Genomic DNA, 18,657 nt, shown 5'->3' with positions numbered 1-18,657 from the left:
TTTCATAATTTGTAAACTTACTTTATAAACAAAAAACTCTTCGTTCAACAATAATCGTGAACAAAGAGTTCTAAAACAACAGTGCAATTATATTTTCAAAGTGAAGGCGTTCTAATAAGTGTTAGTTTCACCCTTAACATCTGTATTCGTCCAATATGCATTTACAGGATATCCATTAGTACCATTTTGTGGATTTGTTTGGTCGTAATCATATTTAAAATGGTGCCACTCGATAGTAATCTTAGTAGCATCAGGATCACGAGTAATTACAGGATATACTGGTGAATTGAGTGTTGCAAGGTCAGAACCTGTAGCCGTTATATAGTTTGTCAATTGAGATCCACTAAATGGCGTTCCCTGGGGCCCAGTTGTAAAGCTCAAACTTGTATTAGGTTTCTTGTAGTAATAATTATCTTTAACAGAGTTTAGTATCTTGCTATTCATAACAGCTAACTGAGCATTAGAAATCAAGGAAGTTCCATCTTTAGATGCTTTAAGAGATGCAACTAAATTTGTACGCGCATTATTTGTATTTTCATAAACTGCTTGAGCACTTACATTAAAGTTCTGGGTGGGATCTTGTACATTAGGAAAGATAATCGGCCCATTAGCATAAGAATCAGTAGTTTGCTGCATAGCTTTATATAACGTATTACCATTTGTTGTATAACTTGTATTGGGAACAATTGTGCTGTAATTGTTCTGTGTCTGACTATTATAACCAGTCAAACTAATACTACCACCAAAGACACCTTGAGCAATCTGTGCCCGTTGAGCAGCTGTCAACGTATTACCGACGGTTTGATAACCATTTGCGCTCAACACGTTATTGATTTGATTCAAAATGGTATTGGCATCAGCATCGGAAATATTCCATGTGCCATTGCTGTAGTTACCAACGTTGGTACCATTAGTTGCACCAGAACGGGTAAAGTCAGTGTAGCCAATATAACGACCGCTTTGACTATACAAATTGATTCGAAGGGCCTGGCTGGCAATCACATTACTGTTAGCATACAAGTAAACGGATCCGCCAAAGGTTGCTTGAGCAATTTGGGCAGCTTGATCATTCGACAAGTTCAAGTAATAGCCTGAATTACTCAAAGTGTTGTTGATTTGATTTTGAATGGATTGCTGATCATTATTGTTCAATGTCCAGTTACCATTAATTTGAGAACCGACATTGTTTCCTTTGGTTGCGCCATTTCGATTCCAATCAAGGGATTTCACAACGTTGCCATTACCATCCATAATATTGATTCGAACAGCGTTGTCAGCAATATTGGTTGCCTTATTAACATTCAAATTAATTGAATCGCCGAACTTGGTTTGGGCTAAAGCGGTTAACTGGCTGCTGGTTAATGTATCCAAGTTAAAGCCGGTTCCATTTAGTGCGTTTCGAATTGATGATTGAATTGAACGTTGATCATTTGAATTAATTGACCAATTGTTATTGTTTTGGTTGCCAAGTGGTGTTCCCTTAGTAGCACCGGACTTCTGCCAATCAAATGACTTAACAACCGCGTTATTATTGCTTGGATCGACTAAATTAATTCGGATTGCATAATCAGCAATTGGTGTTTGAGCTTGTGTTAATCCACTGAAGAGAATCCAACCATTAGCTTGTGAGTTGCTATTATCAGTTGCGATAATGTGAACCCATTGATCGCCCTCACGAGTTCGGGTACCAACCTGGTCAATCTTAAAGGTTGCGTTGGCATAAGGTGATGAATCAATGATTGCCCGACCAACTTTATATTGCGTCCAAGCTGGTTGAACGTATGTTACCGTCTTGCCATCATTGGCGACCCCGGTATTCGCAAACTTATAAGTTGAATTCTTTTGGGCATCAGTTAAATTACTACTCTGGAACGTGGCGAACTGCTGAATACCGCCATTAAATGCGCCTTGAGTTTTACCACCGTAAATCCAGCCGCGATATTGACGGTCAAACGAAACGATCTTGTAGTAAACAGATTTTCTGTTTGTCGTCGCTATCCGATAGACACGGAAATTATCCGATGATGATTTCGAATTAGCTAAAGCACTCAAAGTTCCCTTACGAGCAACTATTCTAGCTCCTCGAAGTGTGCCAGCTTTGGTATAAAGCGCATTACTACCATTAAAGGTAATATTCCTAGTTGTCGGATCTGTCGACATCTTACGGTTTGATGTTACTTTTGCGTAAGTCTTTGCGCTGGCATTTGTTGCAGTATATGTACCAGCAACAGCGACAAATCCTAAAGCAGCCATTGAAAGAAACAATGACCTCTTAAGATCAAACTTCATATAAACCCCTCCCCTAATATATTTATACTCACGGAACACCATAATTATAACGCTTCCATTACAAAAGTTAATTAAAAAGGCCTATTTAATTAACTAATGAGTGGCATTAATCAGTGTCATAATACGTATTTCACTATGTTTTTTAACGAAAATAAGTGCTAAAATTTAATTGTGATCATTATCACAACACTATCGAATCGCCAATTTTCATTTGTAACCAGTCAAGGGAGATTCAAACACTTATTTTAGGGGGAATTTCATCATGAACAAGTTAAAGAAAGTATCGTTGGTCCTTGTCGCTACCTTTACTATGGGTGGCGCATACGCAACATTGCCACCACAATCCGCATCTGCCCGAACCGGGTATGTCTGGATTGCACCCAACCACGGCAAACGTTACCACTATAGTAGAAATTGCCGAGGACTATCAAATGCTGGCCGTCTCCGCCATGTAACTGTCCACTGGGCTAGAGCGCATCACTACCGCTTATGCCATTTGGAAAAATAAGACTGACACCATCTTTCTTTTAATTTTGCAATCATCATTATTTTGAGGGTGAAATAACATCAAGAAATTTATTTATACATTTCTGCTAACCATTTTAATGATTGGCGGAATCAGCTATTCAGCACCAATTAAAACGCCGAGTGCGGCGACCTACGTTTATGTAACGAAGACCGGCAAACATTATTTTTACCATCGGCATAATCGTGGTTTAAATAACGCCAAAAAGGTCTATCGCGTTAAATTATCAACTGCTAAACGGCGTGGGTTAACGTTGGCCAAAACCGATTACAGATCAGTTAACCGCCAAACCGTTCGAAAAACGATCCGAAAACGTGCCAATACCGTTCGTAGGAAAACCAGCCGCATTCATAATCAACGATACAATGTTGGTAAGCAGGTGATTATCGTCAACCACAACCGGCCTAAATTTTCAAAAACAACGTTGACTCGAAAACACGGTGCTTGGCAAAGATATGGTCAGCTCGACTTTCTAAACCGGGCAACCACCGCCAATGCGTTACTCAATAAACGGTTAATGCCAACCAGGCAACGGGAACCGCTTTATGTTGACCCAACCGGCTGGCATAATAAGAAGGCCCATGGCACCTGGTTGTTTAACCGCTGCCATCTAATTGGGTATCAGTTGACCGGCCAAAACAATAATTTACGAAACTTAATTACCGGGACCCGTTCGCTGAATACACCTGGCATGGAGCGCTACGAAAATACTGTTGCCTATTATTTACGCAGCAGTCGAAAACACTATCTGCGTTATCAGGTCAAACCGGTTTTCAAAGCTCATAACTTATTAGCCAGTGGTGTCCACATGCAAGGCAAATCAGTCGGCAGCAACCGGATTCATTTCAATGTCTACATTCGAAATGTTCAACCCGGCGTGAAGTTGAATTACCGAACCGGAACTAGTCGGGTGATTAATTAGTCGCCACAAAGATAAACGACTCCCGAGGTTAGCCAACAATCTAACTTTGAGGGTCGTTTGTTTTGCGTTTTTATCATCCCATAGTGTTTCAACTTGAAGTACAATGGTCATACAAGATAACGTAACACTAATTTTTATTATGTCAGGATGTGGCTTATGTCATTTATCAGTATTTTAGACGTTGCAAATTGGTTTCTCGCCAAGGAACCCATGACCGCCAAAAAGCTTCAAAAAATGTGTTATTACGCTTACGCCTGGAGCTTGGTTATTTTAGACAAACCCATTTTTAACGATACTAAATTTGAAGCTTGGAAAGATGGTCCCGCATCACCCAAGCTTTATCACAAATATAAAAATGCCGGCTGGAATCCGATTAATCCACAAGGTGACCGGCCAACCTTCAAGCCACAAATTGAAGGCCTGCTGGAACAAGTCTGGGCAACTTACGGCGACAAACGAGATCACCAATTAGAATCACTCAGTAAATCTGAAATGCCATGGCAGAATACTCGCAAGGGATTATCCTATTACAAAGCCAGTAAACAGGTACTTGCCGATCAGGATATGAAGGATTATTATCGGAAAATTTTTGACAACTAGAGTTGAATTCATTGATGTCGGGCATTATTTTTTAATTTTGACTACAAATTATCTTTAGTTTGCAGGTTGAGAAAAATAAATTGCGGCTATATAACCCCATATTTCAAAATTAGGAAGTTCGAGACACTTACTGGCTACCTAGCCGAAACGTGGTCTAGCAAGCAGTTCCCGGCCATGTAAGCAAATAACCCGATAGTTCAACTTTGAGATTATTTTTTAGCTACCTAGCTAAAACGTGGCCTAGCAAGCAGATTCCGGCCATATAAGCCCTTAAATCCCCTATTCCCAAATCAGGAATAGGGGATTTAAGGGCTTATATTCTGGAATCTAAACGCTTGCTAGCCCACTCTGCTTACCTTTACCCACCTTACCGGCCTACTCAGCTCAATCAACTCATCCAAACTTAGCTTTAGGGCGTGAAACGGATCTCCCGCCGCCGGGTAGAGCCACGGGATATCCCGCAATGAATTATCTAAATATACCGGTAACGCATTATCCAGTCCGATTGGATTCACACCACCAACTGGAAAGCCCGTTACTTCCTTCACCTTATCCGGCGCAAGTAATCTCGGTCGGACTTCAAATTCCTCTTTAAATTGATGATTGCCTAATCTTGCCGTCCCACTCAACACAACGACAATCGGTTGTTGGTTAACAGTTAAAACCAGTGATTTTGCAATCGCGTCTGGTGACACATGAATTGTTTCTGCTGCCTCTTCAACCGTTGCACCCGTTTCTGACAACTTAAAATACCTGTCACTTAATCCATAGTGATGTAACAGATTTTTCATTTGGACTGTACTCAAATTGATCGCCTCCGAATCCACAAAAAAATCCCTGAACAAATTAACTTTGTCCAGGGACGAGCTTTGCCGTGGTACCACCCATTTTTATAGCGAAAATCAGCTACCTCAAATACATATCACATGTATTCGGGAAAATATCGGTTTCCAAACCGGCCATCAACTGATTATCCAGCGACGACACGACTCCGAGCTCATTCTCACCAACTGTCTACCACGCCATCTCAGCAAGCAGCGTTCTCTTTGGGTAGCCCATCGTCAGCTCTCTTCTCATCAACATCTAATAACTTTTTAATTGTCAAAATCTTACGGCCAAATTCCATTCGTGTCAAGAGGAAAAACAGCTTACAACAAATATTTTTCAACTAACCGCCCATTTACCGGCTGAGTCACTCGATTATTTGGCTTAAACAATTGTTGAAACCGCTTTAACTGATCCTGACTAATTGTGACATTGGGATTAGTAATCACCAACCATTCAACCCCTTCGGTCAATGGTGGCGTTGTTAGTGAACCAAGGTAATGATAGCCTTCCGCTAATTTGGGCAGCCACTGATCAATTTCGATTTTTACCGGTGTTGACGCGCCCTGCTGAAACTGGTCGATAATCTGTTGAAAGGCAGCATCCTGATCACCCAATGAAACCAATAAAGCGACCACAACCAACTGACCAATCGCATTTTGATGAACTAAATGAATCTCAAAGGGCTTCTGATTACCATCCACTAAATGTTCTGCCCCTGCATGAAAATGAACCTGCTGAAAGTCAAACGACCGCTTAAAAATGGTTGCTTGTCCTGTTCCCAGTAATTTGATCGTTGTTTGATCATCCAACTCCTCGGTGAGCTGATAATCACTGTCAGTCGTTAACGATAATGGTTGATCCTGTTGGGCTGCCTGGGGCGTTTCAATGTTAATTGGCGATTGCTGCTGGCCAAACCCATTTGACCAAGTTGACTGCTGCTGATAATCGAGCATTTAAATCATCCCTTCAAAACTTATTTTAGAATTAGATTACCACTAAATCAGTAAGATACCCAATAATGAATTTAACGTAGGAACTCACCTTTCCCAAATTCATTCTATAAGTCATCTAAAACCCCAAAAATTTGAGATATGCTTTTGTAAAACGATAAAATGTTAGGTAGAATAGCCTTAGTAGAATAATTAAAGTACCATTTAGAAACAGGTCAATGGAGGCATAAATATGGAAATCAGAATAGTAACGGAACGTTTCAGCATTTCTGAAGATAATTTGAGTCTTGCAGAGTACGGACTTCCCGTTGACGTGTTTGATAATCCACCTGTTTTTCAAGTTCGTTTTGTCGTAAGAAGTCCGTACTATTTAATATCAGAAAATGGTAAATTTCAGTTTGTCCGTGACTATCAAGAAAGATTCAACAAAGTCAAACATCAGATTTATGAAAATGATTATTTAACTATTGATAGGTCATTTAATGAACCATCTGATCGTTTCGAGAGTCTGAGACAGCTAAATTTGATAGTTAAAAACGTAAAGCATACAATTCAAACTAAATTTGTAGTAAAAAATAAAATTGAGCTGGCCAACATTGATTTAGTGGGGACTTGGCCAGTTTATGATTCCTTGAATCAATCATCACTTGAACGGGAATTGCATCGACAAACTGTAGCAGATGTTAAAGAATTCAGTGACGGGGATGACAAAACCGATTTTGATTAGGGAGGACAAGGTAGAAGTATCGCCACCTTGCTTCCTTTTTTATTTACCCATTAATGCATAAATATCCATTCAATCATTGCAAATTATCTCGTCTAAGACTAAACTAGAAACAATTTATGGGAGATTTGCTAATCATAATCTCATCCTAAACTAATCTTAGTTGGGGATCAGATTTACTTGGAGGGATCATTTATGTTAAAAGTGAAGAAGTGGTCAGCGTTATGTGCCATCGGGATTTCTGCTCTAACTCTGGCAGCCTGCTCCAGCAGCAAAAATACCGCTGCACCAAAGTCAATTTCAATGCCGACAACCTACAGTGCCACCGGTAAAGCAACCAAGTCCGGTAACGACAGTACTGTGGATGCCGCCGAGGTGACTGACGCACCATTTGAGGGAATTACGTTAGCAGTTTTACAAGATAACGTTGAGGACTCCGACGTTTATTCACCAGGTGGTGGTGATGCACTGTTTAAGAGTAATAAGAACTTTAAGATCGTCAATGGTGGCCTGGCCAATTTAAAATTGGATCGATCAGCCAAAACGGCCACGATCACAATTCGAAAGAACGCTCGTTGGTCAAACGGCAATCAGGTCACTGCCAAAGACGTGGAATATGCTTATGAAATTATTGCCAATAAAAACACCTCTGCCCAACAATATTCCTCTGATTCTACTAATCTTAAAGGATTAGCAGCCTATCACACGGGTAAAGCGAAAACAATTTCCGGGATTACCTATCCTAATGGGCAAAATGGTAAACAAGTGGTGCTGCATTTTAAACGGTTATCACCTGCCATGCAGTACTCAGGAAATACGTTTATTTGGGGCACCGTCGTTCCATATGCACACATCAAAAACGTTAAAATTTCTAAATTATCTTCTTCGCCTGCAATTCGTAAGCATCCCGTCTTTGTCGGTCCTTACAAACTTTATCATCAAGTAGATGGTGAATCGACCAACTGGATCCCTAATCAATATTATTGGGGCAAGCAACCAAAAGTAAAACACGTTAATATTCAAGTCGTTTCAACTACCAATGCTGCGGCAGCCTTTAAGGCCAAAAAATATGACTTTGCCTTAGGCGGCCTGCCTGCCAGTCAATACAAATCTGTTAAAAAGGTTAGTGGCTATTCACTGGTTGGTGCACCAAGTCTAAGCTACGGGTACTTTGGCTTTAATCTCGGTTACTTTGACACAAAAACCAATCAAAATGTCATGTATAAACACAGTAAGATGGGCAATAAAAACTTACGGAAGGCCATGATGTACGCGTTGGATCTTGATAAAGTCAATCAAAAGATGCTCAATGGTGTTCAGTGGCGGGCCAACACGCTAATTCCGCCAATTTTCAAAGCCTACGCCGACACGAAGAATCCCGGTTTTCCTTATAACATGAAAAAAGCTAAGCAGCTGTTAAAGAGCGCCGGGTATAAGAAAAAAGGAAAATGGTACGTGCAACCTAATGGCAAAAAGCTCACCATTTCGTATGGCGTCATGCAGGCATCCACAGCCGCTGAATCAATTGATCAATATCAGGTTCAGCAGTGGCGAAAATTGGGACTAAACGTCAAGTTTACCAATGGTCGACCAATGGAAATGAATAGTTTCTATTCTGTCTTATCACAACCCAAGCAGAACAAGATTGACGTCTTCAGTGGTGGCTGGTCATTGACGAGTGAACCAACCCCAACTCAATTTTATAGTAAAGATGCTTCCTATAATATGGGTCACTTTGTTTCCAAGAAAAATACCCAATTGCTAAATAGCTTAAATAATAACAAAGCTTGGAATCAGAAGTACCGAGTTCAGCAGTTCAAGAAATGGCAACGCTATATGAATGACGAAGCTGCTTATACGCCTCAAAGCTTTATCTTAAACTACACCCCGGTTAATCATCGGGTGAAGAACTTTAAACAAGCCGCCTATAATAACTATATGATCCCTCAGTTCTGGCAAAATCTTCAACTGACGTCGGCTGATCAAAAATAATCACTTTTGTTTTAAGCCACAATAAAAGAACCTTATTAACCAATTGCTCGCTAAAGTATTGATTAACAAGGTTCTTTTTTGCGCAAAATTTAATAAAAGTTATCACACTATTTTGTTAAATAAGCCCGTGTATAATCATCTTCGCCGACTGGATGATGTAAAACACCTTTCAAATGCGGATTGACCAAATGACTTTCAACCATTTGATAGAGTGGCAATACAGGCATGGTCTGATTTAAGCGCTCTTGGGCTGCTCGTAAATCTGCCCAGTATTTTTTCGGATTATTTGCATTGGCACCGCCAGCTTGTTTGAACAATTTGTCAAACTGGGCATCTTTATATTTGCCATAGTCTTGGGGATTGGTACTTTCGAGAATCCCCATAAAGCTGATTGGATCAGCAAAGTCAGCCAACCACAATGTCTGCTCCATATCGAACTTACCGGCTGCTTCACGATCCTGAAACCCTTTGGCAGGAAGTGAATTAATTGCTACTTTCACCTTTGGTAAGGATTGCTGGATTTCGGACTGCAGTAATTGGGCGACATTCTTAGTCACTGTTTGATCATCACCGTTAAGCTGCAATTTTACGGTGCCGCTTAAATGAGCTTCCTTCATTCCCTGCTGCCAAAGTTGTTTGGCCTTAGCAACATTATATTTCAGCTTAGGGGTTGTCTCGGTCGCAAAGTCTTTACCAGTTGTCGGATCTTTGGTCAAATCTTTTGATGTGTAGGTATAAGCTGGCTTGGAACCATCCGACAAAACATCTTTGGTGAGTTTCTGGCGATCAACGACTAAACTTAATGCTTGACGCATCTTTTGATTATTTAACGGCCGACCATTTCTCAAATTTAGACGGACATAATACGTCCCGGCCTTTCGAACATGGACCAGATCTTTATTCTTTTGCAGTCCCTTAGCAGTCACACCAGATATGGTGGCATCGTCCAACTTCCCTTGAGTAAACAAGTTATGAGCAGTATTTGGATCCTTCACAACACTCATCTTGATTTGTTGAAGCTTAATTGCCGAGGGATCGTAATAATAGTGGTTCCGCTTTAACGTCCAATTATCGTTTGTCCCATTCCAACCAGTCACTTGGAAAGCGCCGTTATAGTCCATATCTTGAGACTTGGTTCCATAGGCTTTACCGAACTTTTGAACTGCCTTTTGATTCTGAGGGAAGAACGCTGGCAGCACCATCATTTTATTAAAATACGGCATTGGATGGTCGAGTTGAACCTGAAGCGTATGTTTGTTGACTGCCTTAACCCCCAACATTTTGGGTGATTTTTTTCCGGCTGTAATGGCATCCGCATTTTTAATGCCGGAGAATATGTAATTGTATCCTGATCTTGCGGTTGGTGATACTGACCGCCGCCAAGCACCGACAAAGTCTTGGGCAACAAGGGCATCGCCATTACTCCACTTGGCGTTTTTGCGTAGGTGGAACGTATATGTTTTACCATGATCGGTAGGTTTAACTACTGAAGTTGCCATTGCGGGGGATGGATTGTTGTGACGATTCGCCCGGTACAAGCCCTCCATACTATTTTCCAAGACGTTCCATTGCGTCAGGTCGGCGTGATTGGATGTATCCAACGATAATAGTTCCGCGTTTTGCATCAATGAAATTGATTTTGTGGAACCAACTGATTTAGAACTACTTTTACTACCACACGCTGCCAAAAGCAACGCGGATAAACAAACTGCTGCTGTTACCAATTGTTTTTTCATACTAACAAGCCTCCAACGATTTTATTTAAAATAACTTAGTCTCATTTGCCCCTCACTTGAAGTTTCCCGTTTCAACGTCTTCAATAAATCCGCCTAATGTTTTAAAAAATGCTTTCGGGTTATCAACACTATGACAATGACCGCCATCCGGTGTTAACACCAACCGCGACGATGGGATCTCCTCATTCATCCGTTTAGCAGTCGCCAGTGGCATTGTGTCGTGATCACCAAACGTCAATAACGTTGGATTCGTAATATTATGAATATCGGCTCGACGGTCCCAGCCATTTAACGTCCCGACCATCACGAACTCGTTATTTCCTTGGAAATGATTGTAAACCGGTGTAGCCATTGTCTCGACTAAGTGACGTGGCATTCTTTCAGGATGACGATTAACATAAAGCTTATATAATTTTGCAACCAATTCCTGATACTTAGGATCATCAAAGCGCTCATCGTGTTCGACCGTCTTCATATAAGCCACCTCAAATGGAGAAAATGTTTGGTCACGTAATTGATTGATATGAACAGTATATTCAGCGATATTATCAATCATGCTCATGATAATCACGCCTTTTAGATGCTGACCATATTTCAACGCATATTCTTGAGCAAGTAGGCCACCCCAAGAATGTCCCAACAAGTAAAAGTTCTCTAATCCAAGTTTTTGCCGAACTTCCTCTAATTCACTCAAGTAATAGTCCAACGTTAAATATTTTTGGTTTGCCGGATCACTAAAATCAGGTTGATCGGAATAAAACGAGCCCAGTTGATCATACATCGAGACTTGAACGTGATACTTAGCCAATTTTTCGCCAAAATTTTCAAATTCTTCGTGATTACTCCCAGGGCCACCATGAACACATAGAAGCTTAACGTCACCCTCCCCAACTGTTCTGGTAAACAAATGAAATCCATTATTCAATGTTAAAATTTTACTTCCCTGCTGCATAAAACCACTCCTTTTTTAATGTTAATAACTTGATAAGCAAAAAAGACGCCCTATGCAAGTTCTGTCACTTACATAGGGCGTCTCCGCGGTACCACCTATTAATTGTCTAATCAAAATCGACTAAACCTCAATGTACGGAAAGAAAGAATGAGTCACATTCCCTTTCGATACACGTCCATCATAATGGCTGGCTGCCATCAGGGACTAAATGGGTCGTCCCTGCCACTCAAGGATGATTTTCGATTCACTATTTCTACCTTCTCACACCAGCCGAAAGCTCTCTTTAAAAAATAGGCAAATCTACTTTTCCTTTCAAAGTGTTTTGTCATTTACTCATCAATATTTAATGTTATCTAATTTATACCTCTAATTGATCGATGTCAAGGTGTGATGTCGAAAATATAAATTGATTCGGATGAGTTCCAAATCTTAATTGATTATCTACAACATGCTGATATTATCTGGACTACCGGGTAAAACTTCCAAGCACAAATTTTTAAGAAATGTTGTCGGCTTCTTAGTTATAACGTGCAAAGCAGACGCAGCTCCCGGCCATATAAGCCACTAAAGCCCAGATTCCAAAACCGGGAATCTGGGCTTTAGTGGCTTATATTCTGGGAGCTAACCGCGTCTCTTTGCACTCGCACTCACTTAATCGAAATATCCTTCCACCCCTGGCTCATTCCAGCTGGGTTCCAAACATATCCTTTGACATCTGATTTCCACAATTGAGCTGTTGCCGGTTGATACAGCGGAATAAGGCCCTGCTGCTGCATTAATACTTTTTCAGCACTTACCATATCGTTGTATCGTTTTTGTGGGTCGTTGGCATCCGTTGAACCAGATTTTGCAATTAACTGATCGTACTTTGTATTCACAAAACCACCGTTATTGGACGAATTACCTTTTGTCATTAAGCTCAGGAAGTTAATTGGATCGGCAAAATCAGCTCCCCACGTTGAGATAACAACGTCAAAGTTTCCCTTCTCAGATCGTGACATCCGGGTCAGTTTCGGTACCGTTTGAATACTGATGCTTAAGCCGGGTAACTTTTCAAACTGACTTTGTAAGTATTCCGCGGCCGATCTTGTCTGATCAGTATCATCACTCAGAATTGTCAAATGCAATTTGTTCTGACCAACGGCTTTCATCCCCTGCTGCCAGAGTTTTTTAGCATTTGTTGGATCATAAGCAACCCCGGATTTAACATAAGCGTCTTTTGCAAAGTCAGCCTTAGTCTTCGGATTTCGGAATAGGTTTTGTGAGACAAATCCCAACGGTTTAGTTGAGCCATCCCTTAAGACTTTGGTTGCCAACGCCTGCTTATCGACAATTTGCGATAAGGCTTGGCGGACCTTTAGATTTCGTAATGCCTTAACCCGTTTTTGATTAAGCTGCAGGTAAATCATTGACCCACCGACGAAATTCTTGAAATCTTTATTTTTGCGGTAGTTGGCAACTTGAGTGCCACTCAGCGTAACGGCATCCAGTTTACCTTGCTGATACAAGTTCAAACCAGTTGCTGGGCTTTTAACGACATTCAGATCAATTTGTTTGAGATGAACATTTTTCTTATCCCAATAATTCGGATTCTTAACCAATTTCCACGTTTCGTTGGTCCCGTTCCAACCAACAAGTTTAAACGGCCCATTATAACTTGTTTTGCTGCTGGAAGTGCCATAGTCACTACCATACTTATTAACAACTGATGCTTGTTCTGGGAAAAAGACTGGGAAAGCAACCAAGAGTTTAAAATATGGAACCGGCTTGCTGAGTGTCACAACCAGCTTGTTGTTGCCAATTGCTTTTACTCCTAATTTATCTGGTGAAAGCTGTTTCTTTTGAATTGCGTCAAAATTCTTGATGCCTTCAAATAAATATGAATATTCGGAAGCTGTCTTTGGATCCGCCGTCCGTCGCCAGGAATAGACAAAGTCTTTAGCAGTAACCGGTTTGCCATTGCTCCATTTATCGTTGGTTCGTAATTTAAACGTATATTGCAGACCATCTTTAGAAACCTTGGTACTAGTTGCCAGCGCATTCTCAATCTTCGAGTTTTTTCCCAACCGATAGAGCCCCTCACCAGTATGATAGAGTTGCGTTAAGCTAACAGATTCCGAAGCTTTAGAATTGTCCAGTGTTGCCAATTCAGATGGTGTACTTAATTTCAGCACTTGCTGTGTTTTCCCGGAATTTGATGATTTACCACAGGCAGCCAAAACTAATGTCACGGCTGTTACGAGTAATAGTGCCGTCACTCGTTTAAACGAGCGGCCAAATTTTCCCTGCTTATTGAACATTTAAAAATCACCCTTCTAAATAATTTCTTAATCACATCATTTGCTTGAATAATCAGGTGATGCTAACCCTTTTGATTACGCTAATAATTGCTTAGGATTAAGTCCGACAATCATTTTCCCATAATATCGCGACGGGTTCAATTAAGTTGATTGAAATTTGTGGAGAGTGCAAAGAGACGCGGTTAACTCCCAGAATATAAGCCACTCGTTCCCATATTCCAGGTTTGGGAATATGGGATCAAGTGGCTTATATGGCCGGGAGTTGCGGCTCCTTTGCACGTTTTGACTAGGTTGCCGCAGCATTCCTGATTTTGAAACGATCAGCTAAGGAACCTATATGACCGGAGCACTCTCCCCTGCATGCTTAGACTCAGTCCTTCAAGGCAAGATATTTTTGCCTCGATCTTTGAGTCAAACCATACTTAATTTCATGATTACATCAAATAATGAATTGCTGCAATGACTAGTCCGACCAACGCAATTGATGAGCCCAAATACCACCTAATCATTGAATTTCGGGCCATCTGAATTTCAGCTTCAATATTTGCAAAGTGCGTATTTACTTTTTCGAACCGAATATCATTTTGATCAAACTTTTTATTGAATTCAGCATCCATATGAGCCATCTTTTGATCAAACTTCGCGTCCATTTGATTCATCCTTTGATCAAATTTTGCATCCATAAGATCAAATCTGTGATTAAATTTAGCGTCCATATTATCCATTTTTTGATTCAAATCAGCGTTTGTCTTTTCAAACTTCGTATCTAAATGAGCCTCAAGTAACGCGATTTGATTAGAAAGCCTGGTTTCTGAATCATGAAGCTCCTGTTTAGTTGCGTATTTTTCAGGATCCAAAGGTCCACCTCCACTTCCAGACGAATCACGACGACCAATTAGGTTTGATTTGATTAGTTTGTTAGCCATGACCGGGTGCCCTCCGATCAGCTAAGGCGCTCTTTTGGGAAATTCTCAGGTATCTTCTTGACGTTGATAACAATTGCATTCATATTCTCCTTAAATAAATTTCCCCCTTCTATTAATAAATAATACCGCACACGTTTAGTTTCTGACAATCGTTTCTTACTGATTGATTATGACATCCGGTAATGACATAACAAAAAGCAAGGAGTAGATACGCACGTACGTTCTAGCTTCTTGCTTATAGCCTTGAGTTTATTTAGTCTGTTTCCTTAACGGTCTTTCAATAATCATTAACTCTTTTTTCGTGTCCGTTTCCACAATCCTGCTCCTAGCATTGTTAACAATGCCATTCCGATGATACTCAAGATTGAATTGTGGCTATCGCCGGTTTGTGGTAATACCGATGCTGTTTGAATACTAGTTGCATCCTCGCCAACCCGAGCTTTCTTGCCGTCATTAGTTAAATCATATTTAAATTGTGAATCAGAAGTTGGTCGAGTTGCATTTTTTGCAAGATACAAGGTCCCATCGACTGCCTTTCCGGAAGAACCTGTCGAAGTACCTGATTGATTGGCGCGTCCCGGTAATCCCATGACACCGGCTTTGCCAACTGCTGAAGAGGTTGACTTGCCTGAACGCTTCTTACCCGTTTGAGATCCCGATGAACCCATATCTGGTTTAGAGGCCGTTTCTTTATCCGGCTTTCCCGGTAGGATTGGATCTAGTTCCGGGTCAGGAGTTGGAATAGGATCCGGTGTCGGAATGATTGGATCCGGATCTGGTGTTGGATCAGGATTAGGTGTCGGAATGATTGGGTCTGGATCCGGTGTTGGATCGGGATCAGGCTTAGGGTCAGGATCTGGGTTGGGTCCAGGTCCATCCGGTGTAAGCCGAACACCATATTTCTCGTTGACCCCATATGTCCATTGTGGGGTGTCGGTTGTTGCATAATTTTCATGATCACCATACACATATCCAGTTACAATTGGAACCTTTTTGACAGCATATGCTTCCCGTTCAGCATAACTATGAGATGGAATCTTAAGATTATAGTCCATTTTGAAATGAGACAAACCTTTTCCACGTTCCAGATAAAAAATTGTCATTTCGTGCTGGGAATCAGTTGCATTCCAATTTTCACCCAATACCTCTTTAAGATCCACTGTATTAGGAATTCCATCTTGTGTCACCGCTTTACCAGTTGCAAAGTTAATTGACCCAGACTTTGCATCATGAATACCACCAATATCAATTACTAATTTTCCATCAATAAATAGCCAAAAATCATCATCACCAGTGAAGCTGAATATCATATCAGTCTTAGTATTTGTGTCATCTGAAATCTGACCACCTTCTGGATGGATATACGTAAGTGCCATTTTGACACCAAAATAGTGATTAATGCCTCCTGGAGTTCCCGATCCACTTGTTGTTCTAGGGTTGTAATCTTTCGCAGTGCCATTAGCATTAAAGAATATGTCTTTATCGTCAAATGGGAAAAATTGGCTTCCTGGTCTCTTCCCCTGCTCGTCTATTGGTTGATTTGGTAAGTTATAAACAATCATATTACCCTCGTCATCCATTAATGCATGGTTATAGCCACTATCAAAATGATACCCTCCTTTACCATCGCTAATAAACATTTTCAATTCAGCATTATTACTATGAACCTTTTTAAAGTCCCCAGGTTTCCCGTCAAAAAGGTAGTTTAGTGACTCATCGTTCGCGCTGAGAACCGGATAGCCATCTAGTCCAAGCGTGTCCTTCACAATCCCTTTCTTGATTGTCGGTGCCCCAGTGTTAATCCCCCCGGGACCACTTTGACCACTACCAAATTTCAGTACTTTACCATTATTGATTCCTTGCATACCAATGTTCTCGGGTTCCTCATCTCCATCAGCAGTCGTTAGCCAATAATCCGTAACAGTTATTTTAGCCCCAGGATTGACAGTTTCAAGAGCCGTCAGTTTTTCTCCCTCTTTCAAATCCGTTTTTGGCAATGCATGTGGAATCAACATTGTATAGGACGGCGTTCCTTCTGGGACATCTTTTTGATCAGCAACACTATATATCATGTAAGTTTGACCATTAACAGTTACATAATTGTGTCCATTCTCTACAGCCTTTTTAAGTGCTTCAGTATAGTCTGATCCATTAGTTAAAAGTTGTTTCTCTACGACCTTTTTTCCTCGAGCAGCACTAAGTTCTTCGAGCTCTGCTTCATTTAACATTTCAAACTTACCACTATCAAACTTATGATAGTCGTATCCATCGAAATAGACTGGTACAACGGTTGCACCATCTGCTGACTGGTTTGGCTTCGAATATTCATTTATATGTCCATCATGAATGACAAAATATAGACCTGGTGTGATGCCTTCCGGTAGTTCCGTGACAGTCTTAACATCATAATTCTTATAGGTAGACAGGTCAGGATTCAGTTCAAGAGCCTTCTTAATTTCCGCCAAAGTTTCAGGATCGGCATATTGGTGTTTAACGACTTGAGCCTCTTTGGCTTTCTTAACGTCATCGGTTACTGGATTTTCGATATTAAATTCACCAGTTTCTCCATTATATTCATAATAGTCGTTCCCGATATTAATCACATATCGATCGTCCGTCCCCTTACCTAGTTCATAATAATTGCGAACCACTTCATAAATTGATTTGATGTCATTACCTGGATTAACGGTAGATTTAATAATCCGGTATTCACCAACATTCTCAACATCTGGATCAACTTGTAAGGCCTCCTGAAGTTCCTCAAGATCCTCCATGTGATATTTCTTTACTTTATGATCATCAAATGCCCCTTTTATTTCATCAAGCATCGATGCATCGGTAATCAAGCTATACTTCTTCTCTTGTGTGTTATACCCATAATATTTAGTTTGGCCGTCTTTGACTTCTGAGTAAATAATCCGGCCATACTCATTCGGATTATTAGGATTAACCTCTTCGTAATAAATATACGTTTTCTGCGTTGCCCGCTGATTATCATTAGCCTTACTCTTAGCTTGATGAGTTGCTTTTGTCGCGGTCACACGCTTAGAATTGTCTTTTGATTGACTGGCTGACTCGGCATTTGATTTTTTTGCCACTTGAACTGTGGCTTTCTGTGGGCTCGCTGATTGACCCTGTCCAACATTCGTTTGCCCATTATTTGGCGTATTACTGGCAGTCCGCGTTGTACTTTGACTTGTTGATTGATTGTGGGTAATCGAACTAGCCTGATTTGTTTCATGAGTTGTTGCAGTGCTGGTTGGCGTCTGTACTTGTTGGGATGTTGCTTGTTGGTTATTGGTCGTTTCTGTTTGATCATTACTCATATTACTTGATGATGAGGTTTGAGACTGAGTCGCTGTCGTTTGCGTTTGTGATGCTTGACTTGATGTCGATTGATCAGTAGATTCCTGAACTGTTTGAGAATTCTGGCTACTCGATGGCTGGGTCGAATTAACAGTTGATGCTTGCCCTGTCGAACCTGTTGTTTGTGTGCCACTCGCAGTTGCGTTCTGATCGCCATAACCACTGTTCGTTTGGCTGGTACCCGTTGAACTGTCAACTGCTTGTGGTGTCTGCCAGCTTACTTGTTTATCAGCGGTTGCCGGAGTGGCTGTTGTTGAAACAGCTTCTGTCGTAACAGTTGAATTAGCAGTTGTCGTTGTTGAACTTTCCGAAGATTGATTGACTGGCGTTAAATCATCGTTAGCATTTACCTTAATACCGGTTGCAGTAATACCAACCAATAATCCAGTAGTCAATAAAATTCTATGTTTAATGCTCTTCATAATTAGGACCTCCGTTATAATTGCATGTATAAGTTCTATCTATAGGTGAAATATTAGCAAGTACTTATGAATTATGTATGAAGAAAACCGCAAGAAATTTAGCATTATGATTACACATTCGTTT

General features: G+C 40.7%; 13 protein-coding genes and 1 other annotated feature. Of the genes, 5 read left to right on the top strand and 8 right to left on the bottom strand.

Going from position 1 to position 18,657, the window contains the following annotated elements; translation table 11 throughout:
• Positions 1-111: 111 nt before the first annotated feature.
• Positions 112-2,289, bottom strand: a complete 2,178-nt coding sequence (locus FC85_RS15955) for a hypothetical protein (protein ID WP_186825057.1) — start codon at positions 2,287-2,289, stop codon at positions 112-114.
• 262 nt (positions 2,290-2,551) lie between these two features.
• Here FC85_RS15955 and FC85_RS15435 point away from each other — a divergent pair, with 262 nt between their 5' ends.
• The 3 genes from FC85_RS15435 to FC85_RS03815 all read left to right on the top strand — a co-directional run bounded on the left by FC85_RS15435 (position 2,552) and on the right by FC85_RS03815 (position 4,337).
• Positions 2,552-2,797, top strand: coding sequence for a hypothetical protein (locus tag FC85_RS15435; protein ID WP_186825058.1), 246 nt, complete (start codon positions 2,552-2,554; stop codon positions 2,795-2,797).
• Between the two features lie 97 nt (positions 2,798-2,894).
• Positions 2,895-3,737, top strand: coding sequence for a DNA/RNA non-specific endonuclease (locus tag FC85_RS03820; RefSeq protein ID WP_147008459.1), 843 nt, complete (start codon positions 2,895-2,897; stop codon positions 3,735-3,737).
• A gap of 156 nt (positions 3,738-3,893) precedes the next feature.
• Complete coding sequence (locus FC85_RS03815; RefSeq protein ID WP_057864237.1) at positions 3,894-4,337, top strand: Panacea domain-containing protein; 444 nt, start codon at positions 3,894-3,896, stop codon at positions 4,335-4,337.
• 338 nt (positions 4,338-4,675) lie between these two features.
• Here FC85_RS03815 and FC85_RS03810 read toward each other — a convergent pair whose 3' ends face one another.
• Complete coding sequence (locus FC85_RS03810) at positions 4,676-5,143, bottom strand: YbaK/EbsC family protein (RefSeq protein ID WP_057864236.1); 468 nt, start codon at positions 5,141-5,143, stop codon at positions 4,676-4,678.
• A 342-nt stretch (positions 5,144-5,485) separates the two neighbouring features.
• Entirely contained in the window at positions 5,486-6,118 is a 633-nt protein-coding gene (locus FC85_RS03805; protein WP_057864235.1) for a carbonic anhydrase family protein, read from the bottom strand.
• 229 nt (positions 6,119-6,347) lie between these two features.
• Here FC85_RS03805 and FC85_RS03800 point away from each other — a divergent pair, with 229 nt between their 5' ends.
• Positions 6,348-6,842, top strand: a complete 495-nt coding sequence (locus tag FC85_RS03800) for a hypothetical protein (protein ID WP_057864234.1) — start codon at positions 6,348-6,350, stop codon at positions 6,840-6,842.
• A 192-nt stretch (positions 6,843-7,034) separates the two neighbouring features.
• Positions 7,035-8,831, top strand: coding sequence for an ABC transporter substrate-binding protein (locus FC85_RS03795; RefSeq protein WP_057864233.1), 1,797 nt, complete (start codon positions 7,035-7,037; stop codon positions 8,829-8,831).
• Between the two features lie 107 nt (positions 8,832-8,938).
• Here the strand turns inward: FC85_RS03795 and FC85_RS03790 are convergent, their stop codons facing one another.
• The 5 genes from FC85_RS03790 to FC85_RS03770 all read right to left on the bottom strand — a co-directional run bounded on the left by FC85_RS03790 (position 8,939) and on the right by FC85_RS03770 (position 18,533).
• The gene (locus tag FC85_RS03790; protein WP_057864232.1) at positions 8,939-10,567 is read right to left on the bottom strand and encodes a peptide ABC transporter substrate-binding protein; all 1,629 of its coding nucleotides are present in this window, start codon (positions 10,565-10,567) and stop codon (positions 8,939-8,941) included.
• A gap of 52 nt (positions 10,568-10,619) precedes the next feature.
• Positions 10,620-11,519: a proline iminopeptidase-family hydrolase gene (locus FC85_RS03785; protein WP_057864231.1), complete on the bottom strand. Its 900-nt coding sequence runs from the start codon at positions 11,517-11,519 to the stop codon at positions 10,620-10,622.
• A 70-nt stretch (positions 11,520-11,589) separates the two neighbouring features.
• Positions 11,590-11,844 (bottom strand) — a binding site (T-box leader).
• A 322-nt stretch (positions 11,845-12,166) separates the two neighbouring features.
• Complete coding sequence (locus FC85_RS03780) at positions 12,167-13,819, bottom strand: peptide ABC transporter substrate-binding protein (RefSeq protein WP_057864230.1); 1,653 nt, start codon at positions 13,817-13,819, stop codon at positions 12,167-12,169.
• A gap of 434 nt (positions 13,820-14,253) precedes the next feature.
• Positions 14,254-14,745, bottom strand: a complete 492-nt coding sequence (locus FC85_RS03775; protein WP_057864229.1) for a hypothetical protein — start codon at positions 14,743-14,745, stop codon at positions 14,254-14,256.
• A gap of 287 nt (positions 14,746-15,032) precedes the next feature.
• Entirely contained in the window at positions 15,033-18,533 is a 3,501-nt protein-coding gene (locus FC85_RS03770; RefSeq protein ID WP_057864228.1) for a fibro-slime domain-containing protein, read from the bottom strand.
• Between the last annotated feature and the right edge of the window lie 124 nt (positions 18,534-18,657).

Origin of the sequence: Lentilactobacillus diolivorans DSM 14421, assembly GCF_001434255.1 — a bacterium.
Lineage (GTDB): Bacteria > Bacillota > Bacilli > Lactobacillales > Lactobacillaceae > Lentilactobacillus > Lentilactobacillus diolivorans.
This window is presented reverse-complemented; position numbering and strand designations above follow the sequence as displayed.